The 22,102-nt window shown below is 60.7% G+C and carries 17 protein-coding genes; 6 read left to right on the top strand and 11 right to left on the bottom strand.

The genetic code is table 11. The features are described 5' to 3' along the window. Positions 1 to 4: 4 nt before the first annotated feature. Entirely contained in the window at positions 5 to 1,216 is a 1,212-nt protein-coding gene (locus CD351_RS08615) for a saccharopine dehydrogenase family protein (protein WP_111992275.1), read from the bottom strand. A gap of 243 nt (positions 1,217 to 1,459) precedes the next feature. Here CD351_RS08615 and CD351_RS08610 point away from each other — a divergent pair, with 243 nt between their 5' ends. The 5 genes from CD351_RS08610 (at position 1,460) to CD351_RS08590 (ending at position 5,377) form a co-directional block, all read left to right on the top strand. Further along, entirely contained in the window at positions 1,460 to 2,416 is a 957-nt protein-coding gene (locus tag CD351_RS08610; RefSeq protein ID WP_111992274.1) for a threonine/serine dehydratase, read from the top strand. Positions 2,417 to 2,512: 96 nt separating this feature from the next. After that, positions 2,513 to 3,727, top strand: coding sequence for a DUF3419 family protein (locus CD351_RS08605; RefSeq protein ID WP_111992273.1), 1,215 nt, complete (start codon positions 2,513 to 2,515; stop codon positions 3,725 to 3,727). Further along, on the top strand, positions 3,727 to 4,401 hold the full coding sequence (locus CD351_RS08600) for a class I SAM-dependent methyltransferase (protein WP_111992272.1): 675 nt from the start codon (positions 3,727 to 3,729) through the stop codon (positions 4,399 to 4,401). Before CD351_RS08605 ends, CD351_RS08600 begins: the two co-directional genes overlap by 1 nt. A 73-nt stretch (positions 4,402 to 4,474) precedes the next feature. Continuing rightward, complete coding sequence (locus tag CD351_RS08595) at positions 4,475 to 4,930, top strand: MAPEG family protein (protein ID WP_111992271.1); 456 nt, start codon at positions 4,475 to 4,477, stop codon at positions 4,928 to 4,930. Positions 4,931 to 4,951: 21 nt separating this feature from the next. Then, positions 4,952 to 5,377: an MAPEG family protein gene (locus tag CD351_RS08590; protein ID WP_111992270.1), complete on the top strand. Its 426-nt coding sequence runs from the start codon at positions 4,952 to 4,954 to the stop codon at positions 5,375 to 5,377. A 29-nt stretch (positions 5,378 to 5,406) separates the two neighbouring features. Here CD351_RS08590 and trxB read toward each other — a convergent pair whose 3' ends face one another. Next, positions 5,407 to 6,375: a thioredoxin-disulfide reductase gene (gene trxB / locus CD351_RS08585; RefSeq protein ID WP_111992269.1), complete on the bottom strand. Its 969-nt coding sequence runs from the start codon at positions 6,373 to 6,375 to the stop codon at positions 5,407 to 5,409. Between the two features lie 62 nt (positions 6,376 to 6,437). After that, positions 6,438 to 7,229: a tyrosine-protein phosphatase gene (locus CD351_RS08580; protein WP_111992268.1), complete on the bottom strand. Its 792-nt coding sequence runs from the start codon at positions 7,227 to 7,229 to the stop codon at positions 6,438 to 6,440. 173 nt (positions 7,230 to 7,402) lie between these two features. Here CD351_RS08580 and CD351_RS08575 point away from each other — a divergent pair, with 173 nt between their 5' ends. Continuing rightward, positions 7,403 to 7,864 (top strand): response regulator, encoded by a 462-nt coding sequence (locus tag CD351_RS08575; RefSeq protein WP_111992267.1) that lies wholly within the window; start codon positions 7,403 to 7,405, stop codon positions 7,862 to 7,864. 2 nt (positions 7,865 to 7,866) lie between these two features. Here the strand turns inward: CD351_RS08575 and CD351_RS08570 are convergent, their stop codons facing one another. The 8 genes from CD351_RS08570 to CD351_RS08535 form a co-directional block, all read right to left on the bottom strand. After that, the gene (locus CD351_RS08570) at positions 7,867 to 9,270 is read right to left on the bottom strand and encodes a trehalose-6-phosphate synthase (RefSeq protein ID WP_111992266.1); all 1,404 of its coding nucleotides are present in this window, start codon (positions 9,268 to 9,270) and stop codon (positions 7,867 to 7,869) included. Next, positions 9,267 to 11,063: a glycoside hydrolase family 15 protein gene (locus CD351_RS08565; RefSeq protein ID WP_111992265.1), complete on the bottom strand. Its 1,797-nt coding sequence runs from the start codon at positions 11,061 to 11,063 to the stop codon at positions 9,267 to 9,269. The genes CD351_RS08570 and CD351_RS08565 overlap by 4 nt, the downstream gene beginning before the upstream one ends. Before the next feature lie 4 nt (positions 11,064 to 11,067). After that, positions 11,068 to 11,811, bottom strand: a complete 744-nt coding sequence (otsB, locus tag CD351_RS08560) for a trehalose-phosphatase (RefSeq protein WP_111992264.1) — start codon at positions 11,809 to 11,811, stop codon at positions 11,068 to 11,070. Between the two features lie 68 nt (positions 11,812 to 11,879). After that, the gene (locus CD351_RS08555) at positions 11,880 to 14,138 is read right to left on the bottom strand and encodes a DUF11 domain-containing protein (RefSeq protein WP_234027085.1); all 2,259 of its coding nucleotides are present in this window, start codon (positions 14,136 to 14,138) and stop codon (positions 11,880 to 11,882) included. Then, complete coding sequence (locus CD351_RS08550) at positions 14,135 to 19,354, bottom strand: DUF11 domain-containing protein (RefSeq protein ID WP_111992263.1); 5,220 nt, start codon at positions 19,352 to 19,354, stop codon at positions 14,135 to 14,137. Before CD351_RS08550 ends, CD351_RS08555 begins: the two co-directional genes overlap by 4 nt. A gap of 42 nt (positions 19,355 to 19,396) precedes the next feature. Beyond that, the gene (locus CD351_RS08545) at positions 19,397 to 20,542 is read right to left on the bottom strand and encodes a hypothetical protein (RefSeq protein WP_234027084.1); all 1,146 of its coding nucleotides are present in this window, start codon (positions 20,540 to 20,542) and stop codon (positions 19,397 to 19,399) included. A 99-nt stretch (positions 20,543 to 20,641) separates the two neighbouring features. Then, positions 20,642 to 21,127 carry a hypothetical protein gene (locus CD351_RS08540; protein ID WP_111992261.1) on the bottom strand — a complete coding sequence of 162 codons (486 nt, stop codon included), beginning with the start codon at positions 21,125 to 21,127 and terminating at the stop codon, positions 20,642 to 20,644. Between the two features lie 28 nt (positions 21,128 to 21,155). Next, complete coding sequence (locus CD351_RS08535; protein WP_234027083.1) at positions 21,156 to 22,091, bottom strand: hypothetical protein; 936 nt, start codon at positions 22,089 to 22,091, stop codon at positions 21,156 to 21,158. Between the last annotated feature and the right edge of the window lie 11 nt (positions 22,092 to 22,102).

Raw genomic sequence — 22,102 nt, 5'->3', positions numbered from 1 at the left:
GCGATCAGAAGTCGACCGGCCCGTCCATTTCCTTCACCTGCCACGGCAGACCGTGTTCGTTCAGCATGTCCATGAAGGGGTCGGGGTCCATTTCTTCCATGTTGAAGACGCCGTCTCCTACCCACTTGCCGGTTACCATCATCGCAGCGCCGATCATGGCAGGCACGCCGGTCGTGTAGCTCACCGCCTGGTTGCCGGTTTCCTCATATGCCGCCTCATGCGAGCAGATGTTGTTGATGTAGAACGTCTTTTCACCCGATCCATCGAGCGCTTCGCCGGTTGCAATCACGCCGATATTGGTATTGCCCTTGGTCGTTTCGCCCAGCGTTTCGGGCTTGGGCAGAACGGCGGCGAGGAATTGCAGCGGGATGATCTCGCGGCCCTGATATTTGACCGGATCAATCCGCGTCATGCCGACATTCTGGAGGACGGTGAGATGCTTGATGTATTCATCGCCGAAGGTCATCCAGAAACGCGCGCGCTCAATCTCCGGGTTGAATTTGGTCAGGCTCTCAAGCTCCTCGTGATACATCATGTAGGCGTTTTTCTCGCCCACCCCTTCGAAGTCGAACGTGATCTTCTCGCCCATCGCGGGGGTCTCGACAAACTCGCCGTTTTCCCAGTGGCGAGCTGGCGCGGTCACTTCGCGGATGTTGATTTCAGGGTTGAAGTTGGTCGCGAACGCTTGTCCATGGTCGCCGCCATTGCAATCGAGAATGTCGAGCTGGCGAATGGTCTTCAGCTTGTGCTTCTTGAGCCACATGGTGAAAACGGATGTGACGCCCGGATCGAAGCCCGAACCGAGCAGCGCCATCAGCCCCGCTTCCTTGAAGCGGTCGTGATAGGCCCACTGCCACTTATATTCGAACTTCGCCTCGTCCTTTGGCTCGTAATTGGCGGTGTCGAGGTAATCGACGCCCGCAGCAAGGCAGGCATCCATGATCGGCAAATCCTGATAAGGAAGCGCGAGGTTCACGACGAGGCTCGCTTCGACCTTCTTGATAAGGTTGATCATCGCCGGGACTTCTTCGGCGTCGATCTCGTAGGTGGCGATGTCGACCCCGGTGCGATCCTTTACGCTGGCAGCGATCGCATCGCATTTCGACTTGGTGCGGCTCGCCAAGTGGATGTCGGGGAAGATATCCGCATTCATCGCCATTTTGTGAACGCACACACTGCTGACACCGCCAGCGCCGATTACCAGAACTTTGGACATGAGAGTTTCACCTCTTGGAATTGATTCTTGGATGGCTCCTTAGGGCAATGAGCGCAGAGCCTCAACGAAGGCGCCCATTTCCTACCGCGCCGCTATCGGGCATAGCGCTGGCATGGCATTACGGTTCCCAACATTCTTGAAAAGCGTAAAGCGTCAAACGCCCGCAAATCCGGGAGTTTTATTAGCTCTTGGACCGTGTAACATGCGGTCCATGTTAGGGTGTATCATGGGAGCGATTGCGCAATGAGCGGACCACGCAAACCGACTCGCGAAGGCGTGCTGGCAGCAGCCGAAAGCATTGCCGCGATCCTGCCACCAACGCCGCTCCTTTCGGTCGAGATTGCGGGTAAGCGCGCCTTCGTCAAAGCGGAGAACCTGCAACCCGTCGGCGCGTTCAAGATCAGGGGCGGCTGGTGGCGGCTGTCATCGCTCTCGGACGAAGAACGCGAAGGCGGCGTTGTCGCGGTTTCCTCAGGCAATCATGCGCAGGGCGTTGCGTGGGCAGCGAAACGGTTGGGGATCAAGGCGACCATCGTGATGCCGCGCGATGCTCCTGAAGTGAAGCTGGCCAACACCCGCGCACTCGGGGCCGAAGTCGTGCTTTACAACCGTCCCGGCGAAGATCGCGACGAAGTTGCCGCGCGGCTGATCGAGGCGAAGGGCGGAACGCTGGTCCATGCTTTCGGCGACCCATGGGTGATCGAAGGGCAAGGAAGCGCCGGGATCGAGGCGCAGGCACAGCTTGGCCACTCCCCTTCCCGCTTCATCGTGTGTTGCGGCGGCGGCGGGCTTGCGGCGGGACTTGCGCTCGCCTGCCCCGATGCGGCGGTGCATGTGGTCGAACCGGAAGGCTGGGACATGGTGGGACGCGCGCTCGCGACAGGCGAAGTCGTGAGCGCAGCCGACGATGCGCCAAGCACGATCTGCGATGCTCTGCAGCCAACGGCAACGAAGCAGATCAACCTCGACGTTCTCAAGGGACGGGCCGAGCCGGGCGTCACCGTGACCGACGACGAGGTGCGCGAGGCGCAGCGCTGGGCCTTTGCGAACTTGCGCATGGTGATCGAACCGGGCGGCGCTGCCGCGCTTGCCGCCGCGCTGGCGGGAAAGGTGCCGGTCGATGAAGGAACCGTCATCATGCTCACCGGCGGCAATGCCGACCCCGCACGATTTGCGCAGACCATCCTTGCCGGAGTATAGGATGCCGTAGCGGCCTTGCGATCTGTGGAAACCGTCACACAAGCGACATGCGCCGATCATAAACACCCCTCACCATCCCTCACGAGGCCAATTCCCATGAACGCTCAACCCAAACGGATCATCGAAGACGCGGTGGTGCGAAAGGACGCAAGCACGAAGGACAAGCTGCTCGACAAGGCCTTCGCGCTCGCCTTCAACGGCCTCGTCTACGCGCAGATCTGGGAAGACCCGGTGTGCGACATGGAGGGCCTCGCGATCGAGCCCGACAGCCGCGTGATGAGCATCGCGAGCGGCAGCTGCAATGCGCTCTCCTACCTCACCGCGAACCCGGCGAGCGTGACGGCAGTCGACCTCAACCGCGCTCACGTCGCGCTGGGTCAGCTCAAGATCACGGCGATCAAGCACCTGCCCAATTACGAACGCTTCCACCGCTTCTTCGCGCATGCCGATCACAAGGAGAACAAGGCGGTTTACAAGGAGATGATCGCGCCGCATCTCGACACTGAAAGCCGCAAGTACTGGGAAAAGCGCGACATTCGCGGGCGGCGGCGGATCAGCTACTTCACCAAGGGGCTGTATCGCCGCGGCCTGCTCGGCAACTTCATCGGCCTCGCTCACCTGTTCGCCAAGCTCTACAAGATTGACCTCACCAAGCTGCTCAAAGCCGAGACGATCGAGGAGCAGCGCCGGGTGTTCGAGACAGAGCTCGCGCCGGTCTTCGACAAACGCTTCATTCGCTGGCTGACCGATCAGCCCGCCTCGCTGTTCGGCCTTGGTATCCCCCCTGCGCAATTCGACGAACTTGCAGGCGATGAACGCATGGCGGAGGTGCTGCGGCGGCGGCTCGAAAAGCTCGCCTGCGATTTCGAGATCAAGGACAACTACTTCGCATGGCAGGCCTTCGGTCGCGGCTATGACCGCGCCGAGGACGCGCCGCTGCCGCCATATCTCCAGCGCAAGAACTGGGAGGCGATGCGCGAGCGGATCGACCGGCTCGATGTCGTGCGCGCCAACATGGTGCAGTGGATTGGCGACCGCGACGAAGCCTCGATGGACCGCTTCGTGCTGCTCGATGCGCAGGACTGGATGAACAACGCGCAGCTCGACGAACTGTGGGGGAGGATCACCCGCGCCTCGCGTCCCGGTGCCCGCGTGCTGTTCCGCACTGCGGCCGAACCGACCATGCTTCCGGGCCGTCTCGACGATGCGATCCTGTCCCGGTGGCGCTATCTCGAAGGGCAGTCCGCTGACCTCACCGCTACCGACCGGTCGTCGATCTATGGCGGCGTGCACGTTTACGAGCTCGCCTGATGGACGCGCAGACGGCCTCTCCCTCCCACAGCGCGCTGATGGACAGCGTCTACAAGGGGCAGCGCCACATCTATGACGTCACCCGCAAATACTACCTGTTCGGGCGCGATACGCTGATCGAAGGGTTGGATGCAGGGGCGGGAATGCGCGTGCTCGAAGTAGCCTGCGGGACGGGGCGCAACCTTGCCAAGATCGGCAAGGCGTGGCCGGGGGTGCAGCTCTACGGGCTCGATATCTCAAGTGAGATGCTCAAGAATGCGCGCAAGGCGCTGGGTGCGAATGCCAGGCTGGGCCTTGGCGATGCCTGCAGTTTCGATGCGGACGAGACGTTCGAGGAGGCCGGTTTGAGCGAGAAAGGCTTCGACAGGATCGTGCTGTCCTACTCGCTCTCGATGATCCCGGACTGGGAGGGCGCTTTGGCACACGCAGCGGATCGTCTGGCGCCGGGCGGCGAGCTGCATGTGGTCGATTTCGGCGACCTTACCGGCCTGCCCGGACCGCTCGAAGGCATGCTGCACAAGTGGCTTGCCCGGTTCCACGTCCAAACGCGCCGCGATCTTCCCGAAACCGCAAGGCGGATCGCGGATGCGCGCGGGATGGAGCTCATCTCAAAGCGCGGCAAGCTCGGCTACTTCCAGCTTCACGTGCTCAAGGCCCCGCGCACAGCCTCCTGACCAGTTGCGTTTGACAATCGACCTGCGCTCTCGCAGTTAGGCGTCAAGAGAGAGAGGAAGGGGATCGCTCGCAATGCAAGCCCAAATGCTCGCGCCTGCCGCCGTACTCGTGGTGTGGACGCTGATCGTACTGTTCTGGATCATCCCATACCGCTTTGGCGCCATCGCGAAGGTCGAGGACAAGTCGAAGCTGCCCAGCAAGACCGGGGTTCGCGGTTCGGATCTCGAAGGCGTGATCCCGGACAAAGCCAACTGGCCCGCGCACAATCACACCCACCTGCACGAACAGCCGACGCTGTTCTACGCGGTCAGCCTCATCCTCGCGGTGGTCGGTGCAGGCGCGCTCGATGTGATGCTGGCGTGGATCTATGTCGGCATCAGGATCGTGCATTCGCTGTGGCAAATCCTGGTGAACAAGATCCCGGTGCGGATCCTGCTCTTCTTCGCCAGCACGACGGTGCTCATCATCCTCGCGATCCGCGCGTTAATGGCGACGGCCTTCGCCGACCCCAGCCTTGCACCTCAGTAAGACCTAGCCGAAAGATACGAGATGATTGGAATGGAAATCCTGCAACCGACCATCGCGCTGATGATCTGGACGATGATCATCTGGGCATGGATGTACGCATCGCGCATCCCCGCGATGGCGAAAGCCGAAATTGCGCCCGACGATGCGCAGATGGTCGGCCTGCTCGACCAGAAGCTTCCGCGCGAGGTTCAGTGGAAAGCGCACAATTACAACCATCTGCATGAGCAGCCCACGGTGTTCTACGCGGTTGCGATCGTGCTCGCACTGCTTGGCGAAGGCGGCGGTGCGAATGCGTTTCTGGCGTGGATCTATGTCGGCCTGCGTGTCGTTCACAGCGTCGTGCAAGTCACCGCGAACAAGGTGATGGTGCGCTTCGTGCTGTTCGCCCTGTCGAGCGTCGTCCTGATTACGCTGATCGCCAAAGCGGCGTTCGTCGCGTTCGCTTGAGGATGTAAAACCTGGGGGCGGAGTAGGACCTACTCCGCCGCTTCGGCCTCTTTCGCGTCTTCCATCGTCGCGAGGAAACGCTCGCCATCAAGCGCGGCCATGCACCCCATTCCTGCTGCAGTGACTGCCTGACGGTATACGTGATCGGTCACATCGCCAGCAGCAAAGACACCCGGAATGACGGTCTTGGGCGTACCCGGCTCGGTATCGAGATAGCCGCTTTCGTCCATCGGTAGCTTGCCCTTGAACAGCTCGGTCGCAGGCGCGTGGCCGATGGCGACGAACGCACCGTCCACTTCGAGCGTCGAGGTTTCGCCGGTCTGCGTATCCTTGAGCACGAGATGCGACAGAGCACCGTTCTCGCCCGCTTCGAAGCTCTCGACGGTCTTGTTCCAGAGGGTCGATATCTTGGGGCTCTTGAACAGACGATCCTGCAGGATCTTCTCCGAGCGCAATTCGTCGCGGCGGTGGATCAGTGTGACGTCGTCGGAGTGGTTGGTGAGGTAGAGCGCCTCTTCCACTGCGGTGTTCCCGCCGCCGATCACCGCGACCTTCTTGCCGCGATAGAAGAAGCCGTCGCAGGTTGCACAAGCCGAAACGCCCTTGCCGCCGAGCTCCTGCTCACCGGGAACGCCAAGCCACTTGGCCTGAGCGCCCGTCGCAATCACGATCGTGTCGGCGATGTACTCATCGCCGCTGTCACCGACTGCGCGGAAAGGCGAGCCGCCTTCAAGATCGACGCTGGTGATGATGTCATACATCATGCGCGTGCCGACATGCTCGGCCTGCGCCTTCATCTCTTCCATCAACCATGGGCCCTGCACCACGTCGCGAAAGCCGGGATAGTTCTCTACATCGGTGGTGATCGTAAGCTGGCCGCCGGGCTGAAGACCCTGAACGACAATCGGTTCAAGCATGGCGCGCGCGGCATAGATCGCTGCGGAATAGCCAGCAGGGCCGGAGCCGATGATGAGCATCTTGGTGTGATGAGTAGCCATGTGTCGTCTCTTCAATTCTGGTCGTTCATTAACGTGCGATATGGGGCCGCCCTAAAGGCTTGTCACGTCAGGAACCGCGCCCTGAGGCGAGCTTTCCTTGTGTCATCCACACCTAAGCTATTCGCAAGATACGCATCGATGCTGCCATGGTCACGAGTGACCTCTGACCAGTATCGCTCAATATACTCCTCGCGCACGCCCATCAGGTTGCGGATCGCCTCGGGCTCGATCGCCCCATAGTGCGCTTCCATACGCGGGAGCGATTGGCGTTCGAGAACGTGCTGCGTGGGTGCATCATTGGTGCGCATAAACTCGGCGACGACGTCATCCTTATGAGCGCCCAGCACATGCAACAGCAGGCTCGCGGCAATCCCGGTCCGGTCCTTTCCGGCGAAGCAATGAACAAGGCTACCGCCCTCACGCTCGTCCAAAGCGCGGAAATAGCGCGAGAACATGTCGATCATCGCCGGATTGACCGGCATGCGGGTGTAAACAGAAAGCATCCTCTGGCGTGCTTTCTCCGCCGTCATATCATCCTTGTCCCATCCGCCCTCATGCGGAGGCGAACTGGTGGTTTCACCTTCGAAGGCGATTACGTCCGCGCCGAACTGACCGTGCCGCCGACACGGAAAACTGGAGCGCTCGCTTATCCCGCGAAGGTCGATGATGGTTCGGATACCGAGGTTCTGGATCGTCTCCAGATCGCTGTCTGTCGCCTCCATATGCTGACCCGAGCGAAACAGCAGGCCCCGTTTCACACGGGTGCCGTTCGCCGCCGAATACCCGCCATAATCGCGCAGATTGTGGATACCATCGGTGGGCAGGAAGGGTTCAAGCTTGGTCTCGCGAATCATAGGCACCCGTCTGGCAGCGCACCCGCCGTGGAGCAACAGCGCGCGGACAGGGGGTGTAGGTATTGGTGCGGAGGGGACGCCAAAGATGGCTTTGAATCAGTGTGGTTAAAGCAATCCACATCCTCTGAGCGCGGTCGTCCAACGACCCGAAGCAACCAATGGCCCTTGGAAGAATGGCTTACATACTGATCGCAGATGATGACGAACTGATCGCCGAACTCGCCTCGCAGGTCCTGATTGATGCAGGGCACGCATGCGGCTGGGTAACGAGCGGAGAAGAATGCTGGGCTCTTTTGCAGCGAAAGCGCCCGGACATCCTGTTGCTCGACCAGGACATGCCCGGCATTTCGGGGGTCAGCCTGCTGCGAAAGCTGAGGCAGTCTGAAGACTATTACGACCTGCCGGTGATCATGTTCACCGCGATGAGCGGCGCAGACGACGAGACGCAGGCGATTTACGCAGGCGCAAACGATTACATTCGAAAGCCGTTCGACCCTCGCGGTCTCACCAGTCGTATCCAGCATATCCTGTCGAAACGCCGGGACCAGCCACGGCATCTCGATCTGAAGACGTATCTTGCACGAAATTCCGGCTTGACGGACGAGGATCGGCAGCCGGCCCGGCGGTCGCTCTGACACTAATCGGCGGCAAGGTCCGTGCAGTAGCGCTGCGTCCAGTCGCGCACATCATCGTCACGCACCGTACCGATCATGGCATCGTAGCGCCTCTTGCGCTCGTCACGAGGCATGTCGAGCGCCTTGCGGATTGCGCCAGCGAGTGCATCAGGGCTGTGCGGATTGACGAGCACGGCACCCTCTCCGTCACACCCAAGCTGATGCGCCGCCCCTGCGAATTCTGACAAGACAAGCACACCCGGATCGTCCGGATCCTGTGCCGCGACATATTCCTTGGCGACCAGATTCATTCCATCGCGCAAAGGCGTGACCAGTCCGATCTTGGCGGCTCGGAAGAAGCCATAAAGCTCGGCATGCGAGTAACCTCGGTTCACATAGCGGATCGGGACGATATCGACCTCGCTGCGCGCACCGTTGATCTGGCCTGTCTTTTGCTCAAGCAGACCGCGAATGTGCTGATAACTCTGCACATCTTCACGGCTCGGCGGCGCGATCTGGATGAAAACGAGATCGCGCGTACGCTCGGGATGTTCGTCGAAGAACCTGCCGATACCGTCTATGCGTTCGGGCAGGCCTTTCGAATAATCCAGCCGATCGACCCCGATCATCGCCGTGCGATGCCGGGTGGAGGCGAGCAGCCGCTGGCCTGCATTGCGCGCTTCGCCCGTATCGCCCTGCGCCTGGAAGTGCTCCCAGTCGATACCGATGGGGTAAGCGCGCGCTATGGTCTGGCGGCCCTCGTGCGTGATCCGGCCTGTTTCCCGGTTAACCTCGGCTCCCAACTCGGTCTCGCAATAATGGACAAAGCTCGAAAGCCATTCATTCGTCTGAAAACCGATGAGATCGTATGACAGCATCGTGCGCACAAGCCGCTCATGGAAGGGCAGCGAGGTCAGCAGGCGTGTCGGAGGCCACGGAGTGTGCAGAAAGAACCCGATCCGGTTCTTGACCCCGCGTGAGCGAAGACGCTCGCCGAGCGGGATCAGGTGGTAATCGTGCACCCAGACCAGATCGTCTTCCTCGATGAGCGGCATGACGCTTTCAGCGAAGCGATCATTGACCCGCTCATACCCTTCACCGGTTCGGTTTTCGAAGCGGGCAAGGTCGATGCGATAATGGAACAGCGGCCACAACGTCGAGTTGGCATATCCATTGTAATACTCGCCCACGTCGCGAGGTGACAGATCAATGGTTGCTGTCGTGACGCCGTCATTGCGCTGAAGGTCCATGTTGCCGGTGCGATCTTCGCTTTCCTGACCAGACCAGCCGAACCAAACACCCCCGCGATCTTTCAGTGCCGCATTAAGTGCGCCAGCCAAACCGCCCTGCGCTCCTGCTACACCGCGCGCCTTTGGCACGGCGACGCGGTTTGAGATGACGACCAGACGGGATTGGGCATTCGCTATCGGACTTCACTCCATGATTTGGACAACAGCCCAGCGCAATTGATTACACCAACCAGCGAATAGGTCTGCGGAAAGTTCCCCCAAAGCTCACCTGTCTCGTAATCGAGATCCTCGCTGAGCAAGCCGGATTTCGTCGTATGGCTTAGCATGGTGCAGAACAAAGTGCGCGCTTCGTCGTCGCGCCCGGCAAGGTGCAGCGCCTCGATCAGCCAGAACGTGCACACGTTGAACGCCGTCTCGGGTGCGCCGAAATCGTCTTCGGCTGCATAGCGCAGCATGTGATCGCCGCGCCGTAGATGCTCCTCCACGGCAGCGAACGTTTGCTGAAAGCGATCGTTGTCGGGTGAGAGAAAGCGCAGCTCGACCATCTGCAGCAGGCTGGCGTCGAGGTAATCGCTTTCAAAACTCGCGCCGTAATGGCCGCCCTCGCCGTTTTCCTTCCACGCCTTTTCTTCGATCTTGCCCCGGATCGCATCGGCCCGTTCGCGCCAGATCTGGGCGCGGTCCTGCTTGCCTATATGGTGAGCGACATTTGCCAGCCTATCGCAAGCGGCCCAGCACATGACGGCGGAGTAGGTGTGCACTTCCTGACGCGTGCGAAATTCCCACAGCCCTGCGTCAGGCTGATCGTGCATCGCCCAGGCCATCTTGCCGACCTGCTCCAGATTCTCGAAATCATGCTCCGTGGCTGGCCGCAGAAGGCGTTGGTCGAAGAAGCCCTGCACACTGGGCAGCACGATCTGGCCGTAACAATCGTATTGCACCTGCTTGTAGGCCGCATTGCCGCGCCGCACAGGTCCCATGCCGCGATATCCAGCGAGGTACGACGCGGTTGTTTCGTCCAGCTCGCTTTCGCCCATCACCGAATAGAGCGGCTGTATCTGCCCACCTTTCGCCCCGTCCACGATGTTGCGCAGATAGGCGAGATATTTCTCCATCACGTCGAGCGCGCCGAGGCGGTTGAGCGCCTGGATCGTGTAATAGGAATCGCGGATCCAGCAATAACGATAATCCCAGTTGCGCTCTGAATGCGCAGCCTCCGGGATCGATGTGGTGAGAGCCGCGACAATCGCGCCGGTTTCTTCGTGCTGGCACAGCTTGAGGGTGATCGCACAGCGGATGACCTCCTCCTGCCACTCAAGCGGAATGGCGAGCATGCGAACCCAGTTCTGCCAATATTTGCGCGTCGATTGCTCCATGGAACGGACCTGCTCGCGCAAGTTGCCAACAAAGGGTTCATCAGGGCCGAGAAAGAAGTGCGTATCATCCTCGATCCGGAAAGTGCGCCCTTCCTGAATGTATCCAACCGGTGCATCGGTCGAGAGGCGAAGACTGGTCGCTCCGGTAAGGAAGCGAATGTGGTTCGTGCCGTGGGTGGTGTCGGCGATGCCTGCGCCGTAATTCTTGGTCGGTTTCAAGACGACTTTGATGCGCGGGGTTCCGCTTATCGGTCGCACGATACGGACATAGGCAACCGGGCGATACATCCTGCCCGAGCGTTCAAACCGCGGGCAGAAGTCGAGTATTTCCACCGCGCTCCCGTCCTTTGCCTCAAGCGTAGTCAAAAGATGCGGCGTGTTGCGAATGTAGCGCTGGCTGGCCGAGCATTGGCCTTCAAGCTCAAAGCGCCAGATGCCTGCGTCGCGCTGCTCCCCATTCAGAAGCGCTGAGAACACCGGATCACCATCCACGCGCGGAACGCAACCCCAGACCAGCGCCCCTGTTTCGTCAATCAGGCCAGAGACCTGGCAATTGCCGATGGGCCAAAGCTCAAGTGAGGAAGTGTGCGTCAATCTGCTAAAGCTCCAGCCATTCGTGAACCATCGTTACTGTTTTGAGCCGGTACGTCGCGCAGGTTTCTTCGCGATCTCCGACCAATATACCCGCCCCGCCCAGCGCATCGCAGACCTTGAAGCCTGCTTCATCGGTGAGGTCATCTCCGACGAAGATCGGGCGGGATCCGGCGAAAGGCGCTGTTTGCATGAGAGCCGAAACAGCCGCCCCCTTGTTTGCATCGCCCGCTACAAGCTCAACCACGCATTTCCCGCTCTGCGCCGCCCAACCGTGTTCGGCAGCCAGCGTTTCGGCAAATTCGTGAGCGCGCGCACCCTTGTCCGGATTGCGCCTGTAATGCAGCGCGCCGCCATGGGGTTTGTGTTCGTAATCGAGCCCTTCGCTAACAGCGAATTCGCGCAGGCGCTGCTCGATCTCAGGGGGGATTTGTGCCGGGCCATTGCCCAAAGCTTCCCCGCCTCCGGTCCTGATATCTGAGCCGTGCGAACCTGCCATTGCCACAGACAACGGACCGGTATGACGCTCGATATCTGTGATTGATCGACCGCTGACGACCGCACAGCGTCCTTCAAGACGGCCAGAAAGCCGCGCAAGCCGCTCCGCCAGATCGGACAGCGGCTCAATGGCATCGGGCCCCTCGGCCAGTTCTACGAGGGTCCCATCAAAATCGAGGAAAAGCGAGGTATCTTGCCCCTTGAGCAGGGTCGCGAGCGACGGCGGCGCTCCCAGAGCAAGGGCTGACTGCATGAGCGCTTGTGTACTGCCTCAGGCTGCATGGTCAACATCCTTGCTGCAATGCAGCAAGGTGTGCGCAGCTATCGGACTTCGAACCTTACAACGAGGGTGAAATTCCCACCGGCAGCAAAGGCGCCATTGGGCCGGACCCTAAAATCGGTGACGGCGCCGTCGCAACCAAGCCCGTCGTCGACAGGAGTGTAATTGAAACTTGCTCCGTCATCGTTGGAGAACTCTACGTCGTCGGTCGTCGATGCGAGACTTGCGAAGGAGTAGGTCAGGTCGGAGTTCCCGCTGGGATCGTTGAAGATGACCGGCCCGCCGGCTCGGTCAATCAAGCATAGTTTTGCATCTGCCGGACCATCGTCCCAGACAGTGACGGTATCGACATCGGTCGCGCTGCCGCCGGTATTGGTTACGGTGATGAGATATTCGATCGTCGCGCCGGGGATCGCTTTGGGGTTGGTTGTTCCGTTCACCGGGTCCGCGATCACGGAACTGACCTTGCTCACGTTCAACGTCGTGAACGGATCGCACACGGTGATATCGTGAATTCCGATGCCTTGTTGACCAGGGTCCGCAGGCGCAGTCGAATGGTTGCCATAGCGCAGTATGATCGTATCGACGGTGCCTGTGAACGTGACCACGACGTTGCCCAGCGCCTCGCTCGAACCCGAAGCAAGGTCGCCGATCGCGACATTGCCACTGATGAAGTTGGTGTTGCCGTTCGTAAGCTGCGCGGCGACGGGCGCGCCGCCATTGGAACCCACCACTTCCAGCCTGTCCGCAAACTGGTTCGTGCCAAAGTCGACATCAAAGACGGTGAACTGCAAACCGGTGAAAGTGCGTGGCAGCGTGATGACGACTTCGACTTCGCCTGTGCGATTGGCCTGGTTTGCGAGAAGGGTCAGACTGTCTTCGGCCGGAACCAGTCCGCCTTCGAACGTATTGGTGACGGTTGGTGACTGGCCGCCAAATGCCGCGTTGTTGACATAAGCCCCGTCATTGCTGAGCTGGAAGCGCACGTCGCCAAAGCTCGCAAATGCATAGGTGTTGTCGGTCGATCCCTCTGCCCAGCCAGTGATACCATCCCAGTCAAACACGGATTGACCCGCCGGGCATGCCAACACCGGCGGAACGCCGGGAGACCGGCCACTTTGCACAGTGAAAGTTGCGCTGGCATAATCGTCTTCTGAGGTGACGCCGTTATTCGGTGTTGAATCTCGGTCGGCCACACTCGACGCGATAATTTCTGCGACGTTGGTTAGTGTCGATCCGGCTGCCGCGGACACTGTGCCAGTGATCGTGAGCGTGGCCGTCTCTCCCGGTGCGAGAGTTCCCACCGACCATTGATTGTTGCCGGTGTTGAACGAGCCATCCCCAGTCGAGCTTGAAAAGGTGAAGCCTGCGGGGAATGTTTCCTGGACCACTACGTTTTCAGCGGTGCGAAGAGAGTTTGAATTGTTTGTGGCAATCAGACGCCACACGGCGGTCCCTCCCTGCACGGGCGGAGAGCCGACCAGAGCTTTGGTGAGAGAAAGGTCGGCGCCCGGGGTCGAGTACAAGAAGTCAGAGATACCCATGAATTGACCGACAGGGTCACCGGCACCGGTGTAGCTGAAATACACGATCTGAATGCGCTGAACGTTCTGTGTTCCAAAATCGAAATTGATGTTCCCGTCAGTCGCGGCCGTGGCCGATCCTGCCGTTCCCCGCCATCCGTTTACGGTCGCATCATTAGTTCGGCTGACCGAAGTCCCGAGCGTCCAGAAAGCATTATTGGTCGCTGCGTTGGTGAATGCACCGCTGTTGTCGTCGTCATAATAGACCTCAACCGCATCAGCGAAGCTACCAAAGTCGATGTCGCCTAGCGAGAACGTCAGATCCTTCACCGCTTCGCTCAAGGTGATAGTGATGGTGATCTTGTCATTCGGATCGAATTGCGAATTGTCGAAGCTCACCAGCAGCGGCGAGGCGGCGCCGCCGATGGTGCCGTCGAAATAGCTCACGAATGTGGGTGAGAAAGCGGGATTGAATGTGCTGGGCGCGACAGAGTTGCTCGACCAGGTGATCGTCGCAGTGTTTCCGTCCGAACCGGTCGCGGTGGTCCCGCTGAGTAACGACCCCTGGCTTACAACACCCGCATCTGCCCAGTCGATATCGGCATTCTGCGCATGGGCCGGAACCGCCAGCACAAGGTTCGCTGCCAGAATGACGAGCGCGAGCAGAGCAAATGAGCGTTGTCCGGCGAACACTTTTCCAAGCATACGCAGGACATAGCGGGTGATGGTAAACACCTCGTTTACCATGGTGTGAAGATCAATGGCCCGCGCAGTCATCGCCCGAGCCCCAGAAAATCGAACGTGTCGGTGTCGAACTTGAAGCGAACGGCAGCGAAGACACCCTTGTCGGTGTTGCGAGCGGCTGAGAAATCGCCGTCACGGAAGCCCTCGACGTTGTATCCCACGGTAAGAAGCATTCCTTCTACCGGCACGAAACCGACCGTCGGGCCGTAAGCAAAGCTGGTTACGTCGTCGTCGAGGTTGGTCCTGACGGTGGCACTTGCTCCGATCTCGAACCGCTCACCCAATCCGATGCGCGCGTCTGCGCCAACAAGTATCGTGGTGCCGGAAAACTCGGTGCCTTCAAACTCATCGAAATTGTAACGTCCCCCGACAAACAGCGTGTATTCATCGCGGCGCGTTTCCTCTTCAATGCCGAATTCGTTGAGATCGAAACCGCGCGGGCTCCAGTTCGTGCTCCAGCTGGCTACAAGACGGCGCGAGGTTGCATCGCCGTCCACGATCAGCGCGGTGCGCCCTGCACCGGCTCCGCCCAGCCCGCTCGCCTGTCCTGCGATGCCGCCGGTAATGTCGTCGCTGCGGAACTCGAGCTTGCCGAGCATCGCGAATTCCGATGCGTCCGGTCGATGAGCGAAAGCGATGGCTGCATCGACAATCTGAGTTGTCGCGCCAAATTCGTCCTCTGCGCGCGTCCAGGTTGCGCCCGAACCGACGATGCTGCCTTCGCCCAGCTGACGGATCGCGCCGAGGGTTGCACCCATGCGCTCGGCGAGTTCACCGTCACGATATTCGCCGCGTCCGGTTACGCTCCAGCGACCCTTTCGCCATGCACCGCCAAGGGTGAGGGCGGTGAAATCCTCAAACTGAAGATTGCCCGTAAGCTGCCCGCCCGTCGCCAGCGGCTGTTGCGGGTTGACGAGATCGTTTGCCGACGGGGCACCGTTCAACGTGCGGTTGCCATCGACTGTCGCATCAAGCGAAAACTCGGAGCTAACTTGCCATGTCTGCGCGAGGCCGAAGGCGGCAAAGGTGCGATTGCCCAGCTCGTTGATGCTTTCCTGCCCGACCGACGTGACGATCTGGCCGCCCTGCCACGGTGTCACTTCGAGACCGCCGCGTAGCTGGCGCGCGTTGAATTCAGCACCGTCGGCGATCTCGTAGGTTCCGATCAGCCGGACATTTTGTGTAAGCGCATATCGAGCGCTCAACCGGTGACGCGCCGGCAGATCCGCGCTTTCCGCATCATTAAGTGCGAGCGCGGTTGCTGCTGAAAGTTCAAGCGTGTTGTTTAACAAGCGCTGGGTCACACCTGCTTCAACCACGGTCGAGGTGTTCGTGCTGCCATCCGCGAGACGGTCGTTAAAGTGGCTGAGGCCGAGGCGCAGATCGGTGCGCTGACGGGTCAGATTGATCTGGCCCTGCGCAGCGCGGCGGCGCGACGTGTCGGTCAGGCTGTCATCCTGCCACGCGCTGCCAAGCAGACTGAGGTTATCGTTCAGCAACACGCGGCCATCGACACCGATCTTGCGGCGGCCCAGCTCTGCGCCGTTCTGCTGGCCAATGCCGTAATCCGCGTCCAGCTGATGAGCGTAGGCGAGGATGTCCAGCTTGCCCGTTTGATGCTGTACTTCGGCCAGCCAGCCGTTCGCGCTCTCTCCGTCGCGGCGGCTCATGGCAAGCTCGCCGCGAACCTCGGTGCCAGTGCCAATCCGAGCGCGCAGATCAAGCGTGCCGATATCCGTGCGCGCACCTTCGCCCTTGTCGGTGATCGCATTGGCGCCGAGGCGGATGTTGCCATCATTGCTGGTCCAGTCGGCCCGAACGCCCGCATTCAGCTCAGACTGGCCAAGCCCATCAGTCTCGTATTCGACGATGATGAATTGGGGGTTGAGGCTGTCGTCGCGGCTCAGAACCGGACGCGCAAAGGTAATCGTGCCGGACAGAAGGTCGATGTCGTAATCGATGAAGCGCGTGAGGCGAGTGGACGAAACGATCAGCTCCGAACGGAACCTGTCACGCACTTCGAGGGTAACGCGCTCGCTGTTGGCAAGGATGCGGCGGCTTTCGAGCTGGTAGGGGCCGGTAATGCCCTGCCCCTGTATCTCATCACGCTGGAGCCGGGTCGAAATCTCGGCGGCGAAAGCATTTGCCTTCACCTGTCCAAATCGCGCTTCGCCGCGCACGCCTGTTGCGGTGCGATTGTATCGCGCGAGGCGGGTCTGGTCGAACGCGGTCTCGAAGTCGCCATAGAGCGCGTAAAACGTCGCTGTCTCGATCCGGACGTACAGCTTCTCGCGGCTCGCTGCATCGAAACGGCGCGACGAGGCGTCGGCAAAGACGGTATAGTATGCCTGAGGGTCAATCGTGCCGAGTACCCGCTGGTCCTCGCGCTGTTTGGCGCTGTCATAGGCCAGCGTCATCAGGAACTTACCGAGCACGCGTCCCTTGGCGTAGAGCGCGACGCGCGCGTCATCGCCAAGGTCGCTGTCGAAGCGGCCCGTGCGCTGCATGTTGTCCGCAACGCTGCGTGCGCCTGCAGTGCCCTCGGCCAGCCCGACGATAGTCCAGTCGATGTCCCCCGGCTCGATCCACGCGTCAAGCTGCTGGGCGCGGACAAGCTCGCCATCGTTGAATTCGAAGTCCAGACGCAGCGAACCGCTGACCATGGTCGGAGCAAGCTCGATCTTCGCGATGCCGTCAGTCCCCTCGACAACCCAGCGCGCAGCCGTGGGAGCAAAACCGGTCAGTTGGTTGAGCTGCTGACGGTCGAGCGCCTCAGCGCTCTCGTAAGGTGCGTTGAGCTGGAAATTGCCGGACACACCTTCGCGCAGCGGGCGATTGTTGCGGTCGAGTACCCGGATCGCAACGACAGGGCGGGTGCGACCGTCGGCGATGAGGTTGGACTGCTCCGGGACCAGTTCGACCCGCGTTGGCGTGGTGGTGAAGAACACCTCGCGAGTGAAGGTCTTGGACACCTCGCCAAAGGAGTTGATGATGTTGGCTTCAAGGACGGTGCGCTCGTCTTCCAGCACGATCCCGCGCCAGGTGCTGACCGCGAACCGGCCCGTATCTGGATTCACCGTGCCGTCAAATGCAAGCGGGCTGACTTCCTTGCCATCAACCTTGAGCACGACCGTCTGGCCCCGGCGGTGACGGATTGCCACGCGGATCGCCGGAGCGCGCGGATTCGCCGTCAGACCCGGCGTCAGGAAGCCGTCCTCGCCATCACCAAGCGCGATCCAGTCGGTATTGGGCGCGTAAGTGGGCGCAGCGCTTTCAGCAGCCTGCGCCGTGCTTTCAGGAACTCCGGCTTCGACCAGAATGCCAGCGTCGAGAGGCTGGTCATCGTCATTCAGTCCGCCCGCGATGGAATTGACCGCGCGAGCCGTTGCGCCGTTCGGACGGGTCTCGGCAAACTGGGCGTTTTCTTCGATGCCGCCTTCGGGAACGATTGCATGAAAATCAGCAACGACAAGGCTACCACCCTGCCCGATGACAAAACGTGACATTGCGCTGCCGGCATTGCGGGTCGAACGATGGCAGTCGACGAGTTCAGCGCCCTCTGGCAGCGTCATGCGCGATACCGCGACGACGTGCGTGCCAGGCACCACCCCTTCAAAGTGATAGCGACCGTCCGCATCGGTGATCGCGTAACTGCCATCTTCCATGACCACGCGCACGCCGGGAATGCCGCGGCGTGGGTCGCTGCGCGTGTCGCGAACCGAACATGGTCCGGCGGTGATCCGGCCGATGACTGTCATGCGATCGGCAATGCTGTCGCGTTCGATATCGACGACGGCGCTGGCACGCGCGACGCGGCCTAGCGAGTCGGTCGTGACCGCCTCGTTGATTGCGCGCCCCGGAGGTGCATCGGGAAGAACCGACATGGCATACGTCACCCGCCGCGATGCGCCGCCCGGTAGATCGCCGAGCGCGATGCTCAATGAACGACCGTCGGGCGCGATGGTGACTTCATCAGAGACCTCTGCTCCGTCTATGCGGATAGTGTCGCGGCGCAAGCGAAGCGACCGCGAAGGCGTGTCGGTCAGCACGACATTGCGCTTGGGACGCGACGGGTCTGCATTTGTCGCAGTGATGGCGTAGAAAACCACATCACCGGGCTGTGCGCGGTCGCGCGACGCAGCCTTGTCCAGGCCAATTTCAAGACTTGGTCGATCGAGCGGAACATCGACCTGAACCGGCGTGGGATCATCAAGCACGAAGCTGCCGCCGAACGACGCATCGAGAATGATGTAGCTTCCCCCATCCGGGGCGGTTAGCTGCGCAAGATCAGCCGGGCTGACAACCGAGGGTGCCGAGTATGGCTCGGGCGGTTCAATCTCGAGCCTGTAGGTGCCCAAGAACGTCAGAGGGAACCAGAACTCGCCAGGCCCCATCTCGGTGATACGGCCTGCGCCATCGACGATCGCTTCTCCTGAAATCACGCTTGAAGGCCAAGCAGTGGTGCCATCTTCTGCAAAAACGGTCGCCGGTTGGCCAGTGAGTGCATCGACAAGCGTGACGCGAGCACCATCCACTGGCTCGCCCGTTTCGCTGTCGAAAACCGTGCCGAACGGATCGGCCAGAACTTCGACCGCAGTTTCGATGATGACATCGTCCTGCCCCGGCAAACTGGCGGCAATGGAGATCGACGCGCCATCGGCAATGCTGAGACGGCAATCGCCCTCCGTTGGAGCAGGCGGCATGCGAACTGTGTCGATCTGACCGACAAACACACCCGTATTCGGCCCAGTTTCGAAAACGATTTCGGTTTCCCGATCGCCGGTCGACGTGGTGATGGTGATAGAGAGCTGGTCAACGTCATTGGGATTCCGGTTCGCCGCCAGCGCAGTGACTTCGAACAGAAGGGTCTGACCTGCTCGCACGGTGTCGGTCACTTCGACCATACCTTCGCGGGGGGTCAGCGGCACATTCGAAGTCGCGTTTGAACCATCGCCTTGGGCCGACTGGCCTACCGCGCTGCACAAGGGTGCCCGGAAGTTCAGCTCGACGCTGCCCTGAGGTGCCGGGCGGAACGCGCGGATTTCCGGCGGTGGCAAGGTGACGTCGAACGTGACCTCGTTTGACGATGTTCTGACGGACCTTCCACGCAAGAGCCAACTGGCTTCTGCGATATTGGTAACCGTGCCGATAACTTCGGCGTCGGTCTTCGATTCCTGTGCGAATGCCCCCTCTCCAGACACGCCGAAGGGCAGCAGCACTAACAGAAGTGCTGCTGCCAGACGCCTCATGAGAGAGGGGGCTACACGCAAAGCCAGAATTCCGGTTCGATCTTAGTTGATCGTCACGCGGAAATAGACTGCACGCGTTTCGCCGGCCGCGATATCGAGCAGGTCGCCCGAGATCAGGTCGAGACCGCCAGTACCGCCGGTAGCGGTGAAGGTCGCGTCGCCGCTTGCTTCGCCATCGGTGCCGCTGGGGACGGTGCAGGTTGCAACGTCATCAGCTGTGCTGGCCGTGCCCTGATCGTTGATCGACGCCGTCGCGTTGACGAAGATGCCGAAATCGTTCTCGGTAAAGGTCACATCGGCAGGCAGGTCATCGGCCACGTTGACTGCCGAAGCAGTCGCAGCGCCCGATGCGTTCGAAACCGCGATGCAATACTGGATCACGGCACCGGGAATTGCCTTGGGGTTGGTCGTGTTGTTGACCGGATCGCTGATGATCGTGCTAGACTTGACGACAGTGATGTTCGCCCCTGCGACCAGGATCTGTGCCTGGTCAGAGAACGCGCCATCGCCATCGATCTCTTCGCCGGTTCCGCCATTGCCATCGGCAAGGACGGTGTCGACGCCATCGGTGTTAGCGCCATCATCGTTATCGATGTTCGCGCCAAGCGTGCCGACAGTGCCAGCTTCGTGAGCATCGGCAACGAGAGCAACATCAAAGGTGTTGGTGTTGATCGCGTCGAGCGAAATGTCAGAGACGACGAGAACCGAAATGGTCTCCGTACCACTGCCATCATCTGCGGCCACCTCATCGAGGAACGTCACAGCGCCAGCGGTAATCTCGTCCGCATCAAGCTGTCCGTCACCGTCAAGGTCGATGTATATCTCAAAGGCGGAGATGTCGGCTGCGTCTCCGGTACCACCGGTGAGGATGGCCGAAAGATCGAGGTCGACCGTGGCGTTCGACAGGTTCGTCACATCAAATGCGAGGACAACATCGTCTTCACCTGGCGAAACCGAAGTCGGTGATACGCCGTTGAAGCTGACATTGACGTCGATACGCCGGTCAACGGTGAAGGTGTCGCTTGCGGTGACTTCGGTCTGCGGCTCGTTGCCGACTTCGAAGGTCACGGTGACGTTGTTGGTGATGCTGCTGCCAGCATTTGTACCGACCGCGAGGGCCGGTGTGCTGGTCATGGCAATAAGCGCCGACGCGCTCACCGCCCCCAGCAACTGGGTGCTTCTTTTCATGTTTGTGGTCCTTTGCGTGTGGCCCCGCGACATTCACTCCGCCCGCGGGACGTGGCGGTTATCTTCCGTTTCCCGACGGAAGAATCCGTGTGTCGCGTGTCAGCGGATGATGGCTGGGTATTCGACCCGGCCGTTTTCACCCGGTGCCACGCTGGAAAGGGTCCAGCGCACGTGAGTAACATCGGCATGACCTGCCGCGCGTGTCGCTCCATTCTCGCCTGAGACAGTGAGCTCGCTCAGAGCGCCCCAGGTCCCTCCGCCATCGACCGATACCGTCAGCGCAGGGTCTGCATCCCCTGCAAGGCGAACAGCGGCCGGAACGGCATTGGTAACGACAAAGTTCTCGACCGCTTCATCGCCGGTGTTGGCGTATTCGGTCGTAAAGATCAGGCGATCGCCAGGAACGATCACGTCCGGCTCCACCAGGCGGGTCACAGGATTGCCAGCTGCATCCATGGATGTTTCGACAGCCTTTACATCGCCGTTAAGCGTGACCGGGCTCTGGCCCTGCGCGAAAACGGGAGCTGCCAATGGAACGGTTGCGAATGCCAGGAGAAAGGCGACCCTTTTGGTAATGTTTTTCATTGCTTTGTTTCCCCAACCCCAAGTTGAATCAGTCGATCGTCACGTCAAACGTGATCTGGTGAATTGTGCCCCCCGCGACCGTGCCGAGATCGACGGAGATGCCGTCGGCATCGGAAGCATCGCCTGCGTCATCGCCGGGCGCATCGGTGAGCGCGTTCCCGTCGAGCGCGAGCGTGCCCTCGGCGTAGGTCGTGCCGTCCGGGATGGCGTCGGTAACGACAAGAGCGTCGACCGAACCACTTCCGTTTATGGCGGCGGTAATCGTGAAGGTGGCGACCGTGCCCGGCACTGCGCTGTCGCCGCCGAACGGATCGACCAGGCTGACTGCCTTGTCGAGATCGACGGTGGTGATCCCTGCGATCAGCGAGCCGACCGCTGTGCTGCTGGCGCCGGTGGCCCCGACGATCGCATCGCCGCCATTCACGCCCTGCCCATCAAAGCTCGTGCCAGGAGCACCGGTGCCGGTAACGGCATCGGCGGTAAGCTCGACATTGCTCTCCTCCGCGTCGGAGACGCCATCGGGAACAGTCACGATCACGAACACGGTGATCGCTTCATCGGCTGCAAGTTCTGCTGTGGTTTCTGGCGCTGTCAGGATTTCATCGACGCCCGGATCGTAGGTGCCGTTGCCGTTGGTATCGATCGCGATGCTTTCGACCACGGTCTCGAACTCGTTGCCTGTCACGACCGGGTTGGCCGTCAGGACGAAAGCCTCGGGACCATTGCCCTGGTTGGTGACTTCGAAAGTCAAGATCGCTTCACCCGGCGACGCGCCCACCGCCCCGCTATCGAGCGAGGTGACAGTCACATCGAGAAGTTCGTCAACTCGGACCTGGACGGTGTTCGAATCGACCGTCTTGGTCCCTTCTCCGTCCTCGTAGGTAGCGCTTGCAGTGTTCTCGATCAGCGTGCCTGCACTCACTCCCTCCGCCAAAGCGGGCGACGAGATAGTAAACGCAGCCACGATGCTCGTGG

Source organism: Erythrobacter sp. KY5, assembly GCF_003264115.1.
Classification (GTDB): domain Bacteria; phylum Pseudomonadota; class Alphaproteobacteria; order Sphingomonadales; family Sphingomonadaceae; genus Erythrobacter.
Note: the sequence above shows the minus strand (reverse complement) of the source record. Positions and strands in the feature narration are given on the sequence as shown.

What these genes read in the sequence shown, in the direction of transcription:
- CD351_RS08540 (WP_111992261.1), bottom strand. Translation starts at nt 21,127, where the DNA reads ATGAAAAACATTACCAAAAGGGTCGCCTTTCTCCTGGCATTCGCAACC.
- CD351_RS08555 (WP_234027085.1), bottom strand. Translation starts at nt 14,138, where the DNA reads ATGACTGCGCGGGCCATTGATCTTCACACCATGGTAAACGAGGTGTTT.
- CD351_RS08595 (WP_111992271.1), top strand. Translation starts at nt 4,475, where the DNA reads ATGCAAGCCCAAATGCTCGCGCCTGCCGCCGTACTCGTGGTGTGGACG.
- CD351_RS08550 (WP_111992263.1), bottom strand. Translation starts at nt 19,354, where the DNA reads ATGAGGCGTCTGGCAGCAGCACTTCTGTTAGTGCTGCTGCCCTTCGGC.
- otsB (WP_111992264.1), bottom strand. Translation starts at nt 11,811, where the DNA reads ATGCAGTCAGCCCTTGCTCTGGGAGCGCCGCCGTCGCTCGCGACCCTG.
- CD351_RS08590 (WP_111992270.1), top strand. Translation starts at nt 4,952, where the DNA reads ATGATTGGAATGGAAATCCTGCAACCGACCATCGCGCTGATGATCTGG.
- CD351_RS08580 (WP_111992268.1), bottom strand. Translation starts at nt 7,229, where the DNA reads ATGATTCGCGAGACCAAGCTTGAACCCTTCCTGCCCACCGATGGTATC.
- CD351_RS08610 (WP_111992274.1), top strand. Translation starts at nt 1,460, where the DNA reads ATGAGCGGACCACGCAAACCGACTCGCGAAGGCGTGCTGGCAGCAGCC.
- CD351_RS08605 (WP_111992273.1), top strand. Translation starts at nt 2,513, where the DNA reads ATGAACGCTCAACCCAAACGGATCATCGAAGACGCGGTGGTGCGAAAG.
- CD351_RS08600 (WP_111992272.1), top strand. Translation starts at nt 3,727, where the DNA reads ATGGACGCGCAGACGGCCTCTCCCTCCCACAGCGCGCTGATGGACAGC.
- CD351_RS08575 (WP_111992267.1), top strand. Translation starts at nt 7,403, where the DNA reads ATGGCTTACATACTGATCGCAGATGATGACGAACTGATCGCCGAACTC.
- CD351_RS08615 (WP_111992275.1), bottom strand. Translation starts at nt 1,216, where the DNA reads ATGTCCAAAGTTCTGGTAATCGGCGCTGGCGGTGTCAGCAGTGTGTGC.
- trxB (WP_111992269.1), bottom strand. Translation starts at nt 6,375, where the DNA reads ATGGCTACTCATCACACCAAGATGCTCATCATCGGCTCCGGCCCTGCT.
- CD351_RS08545 (WP_234027084.1), bottom strand. Translation starts at nt 20,542, where the DNA reads ATGAAAAGAAGCACCCAGTTGCTGGGGGCGGTGAGCGCGTCGGCGCTT.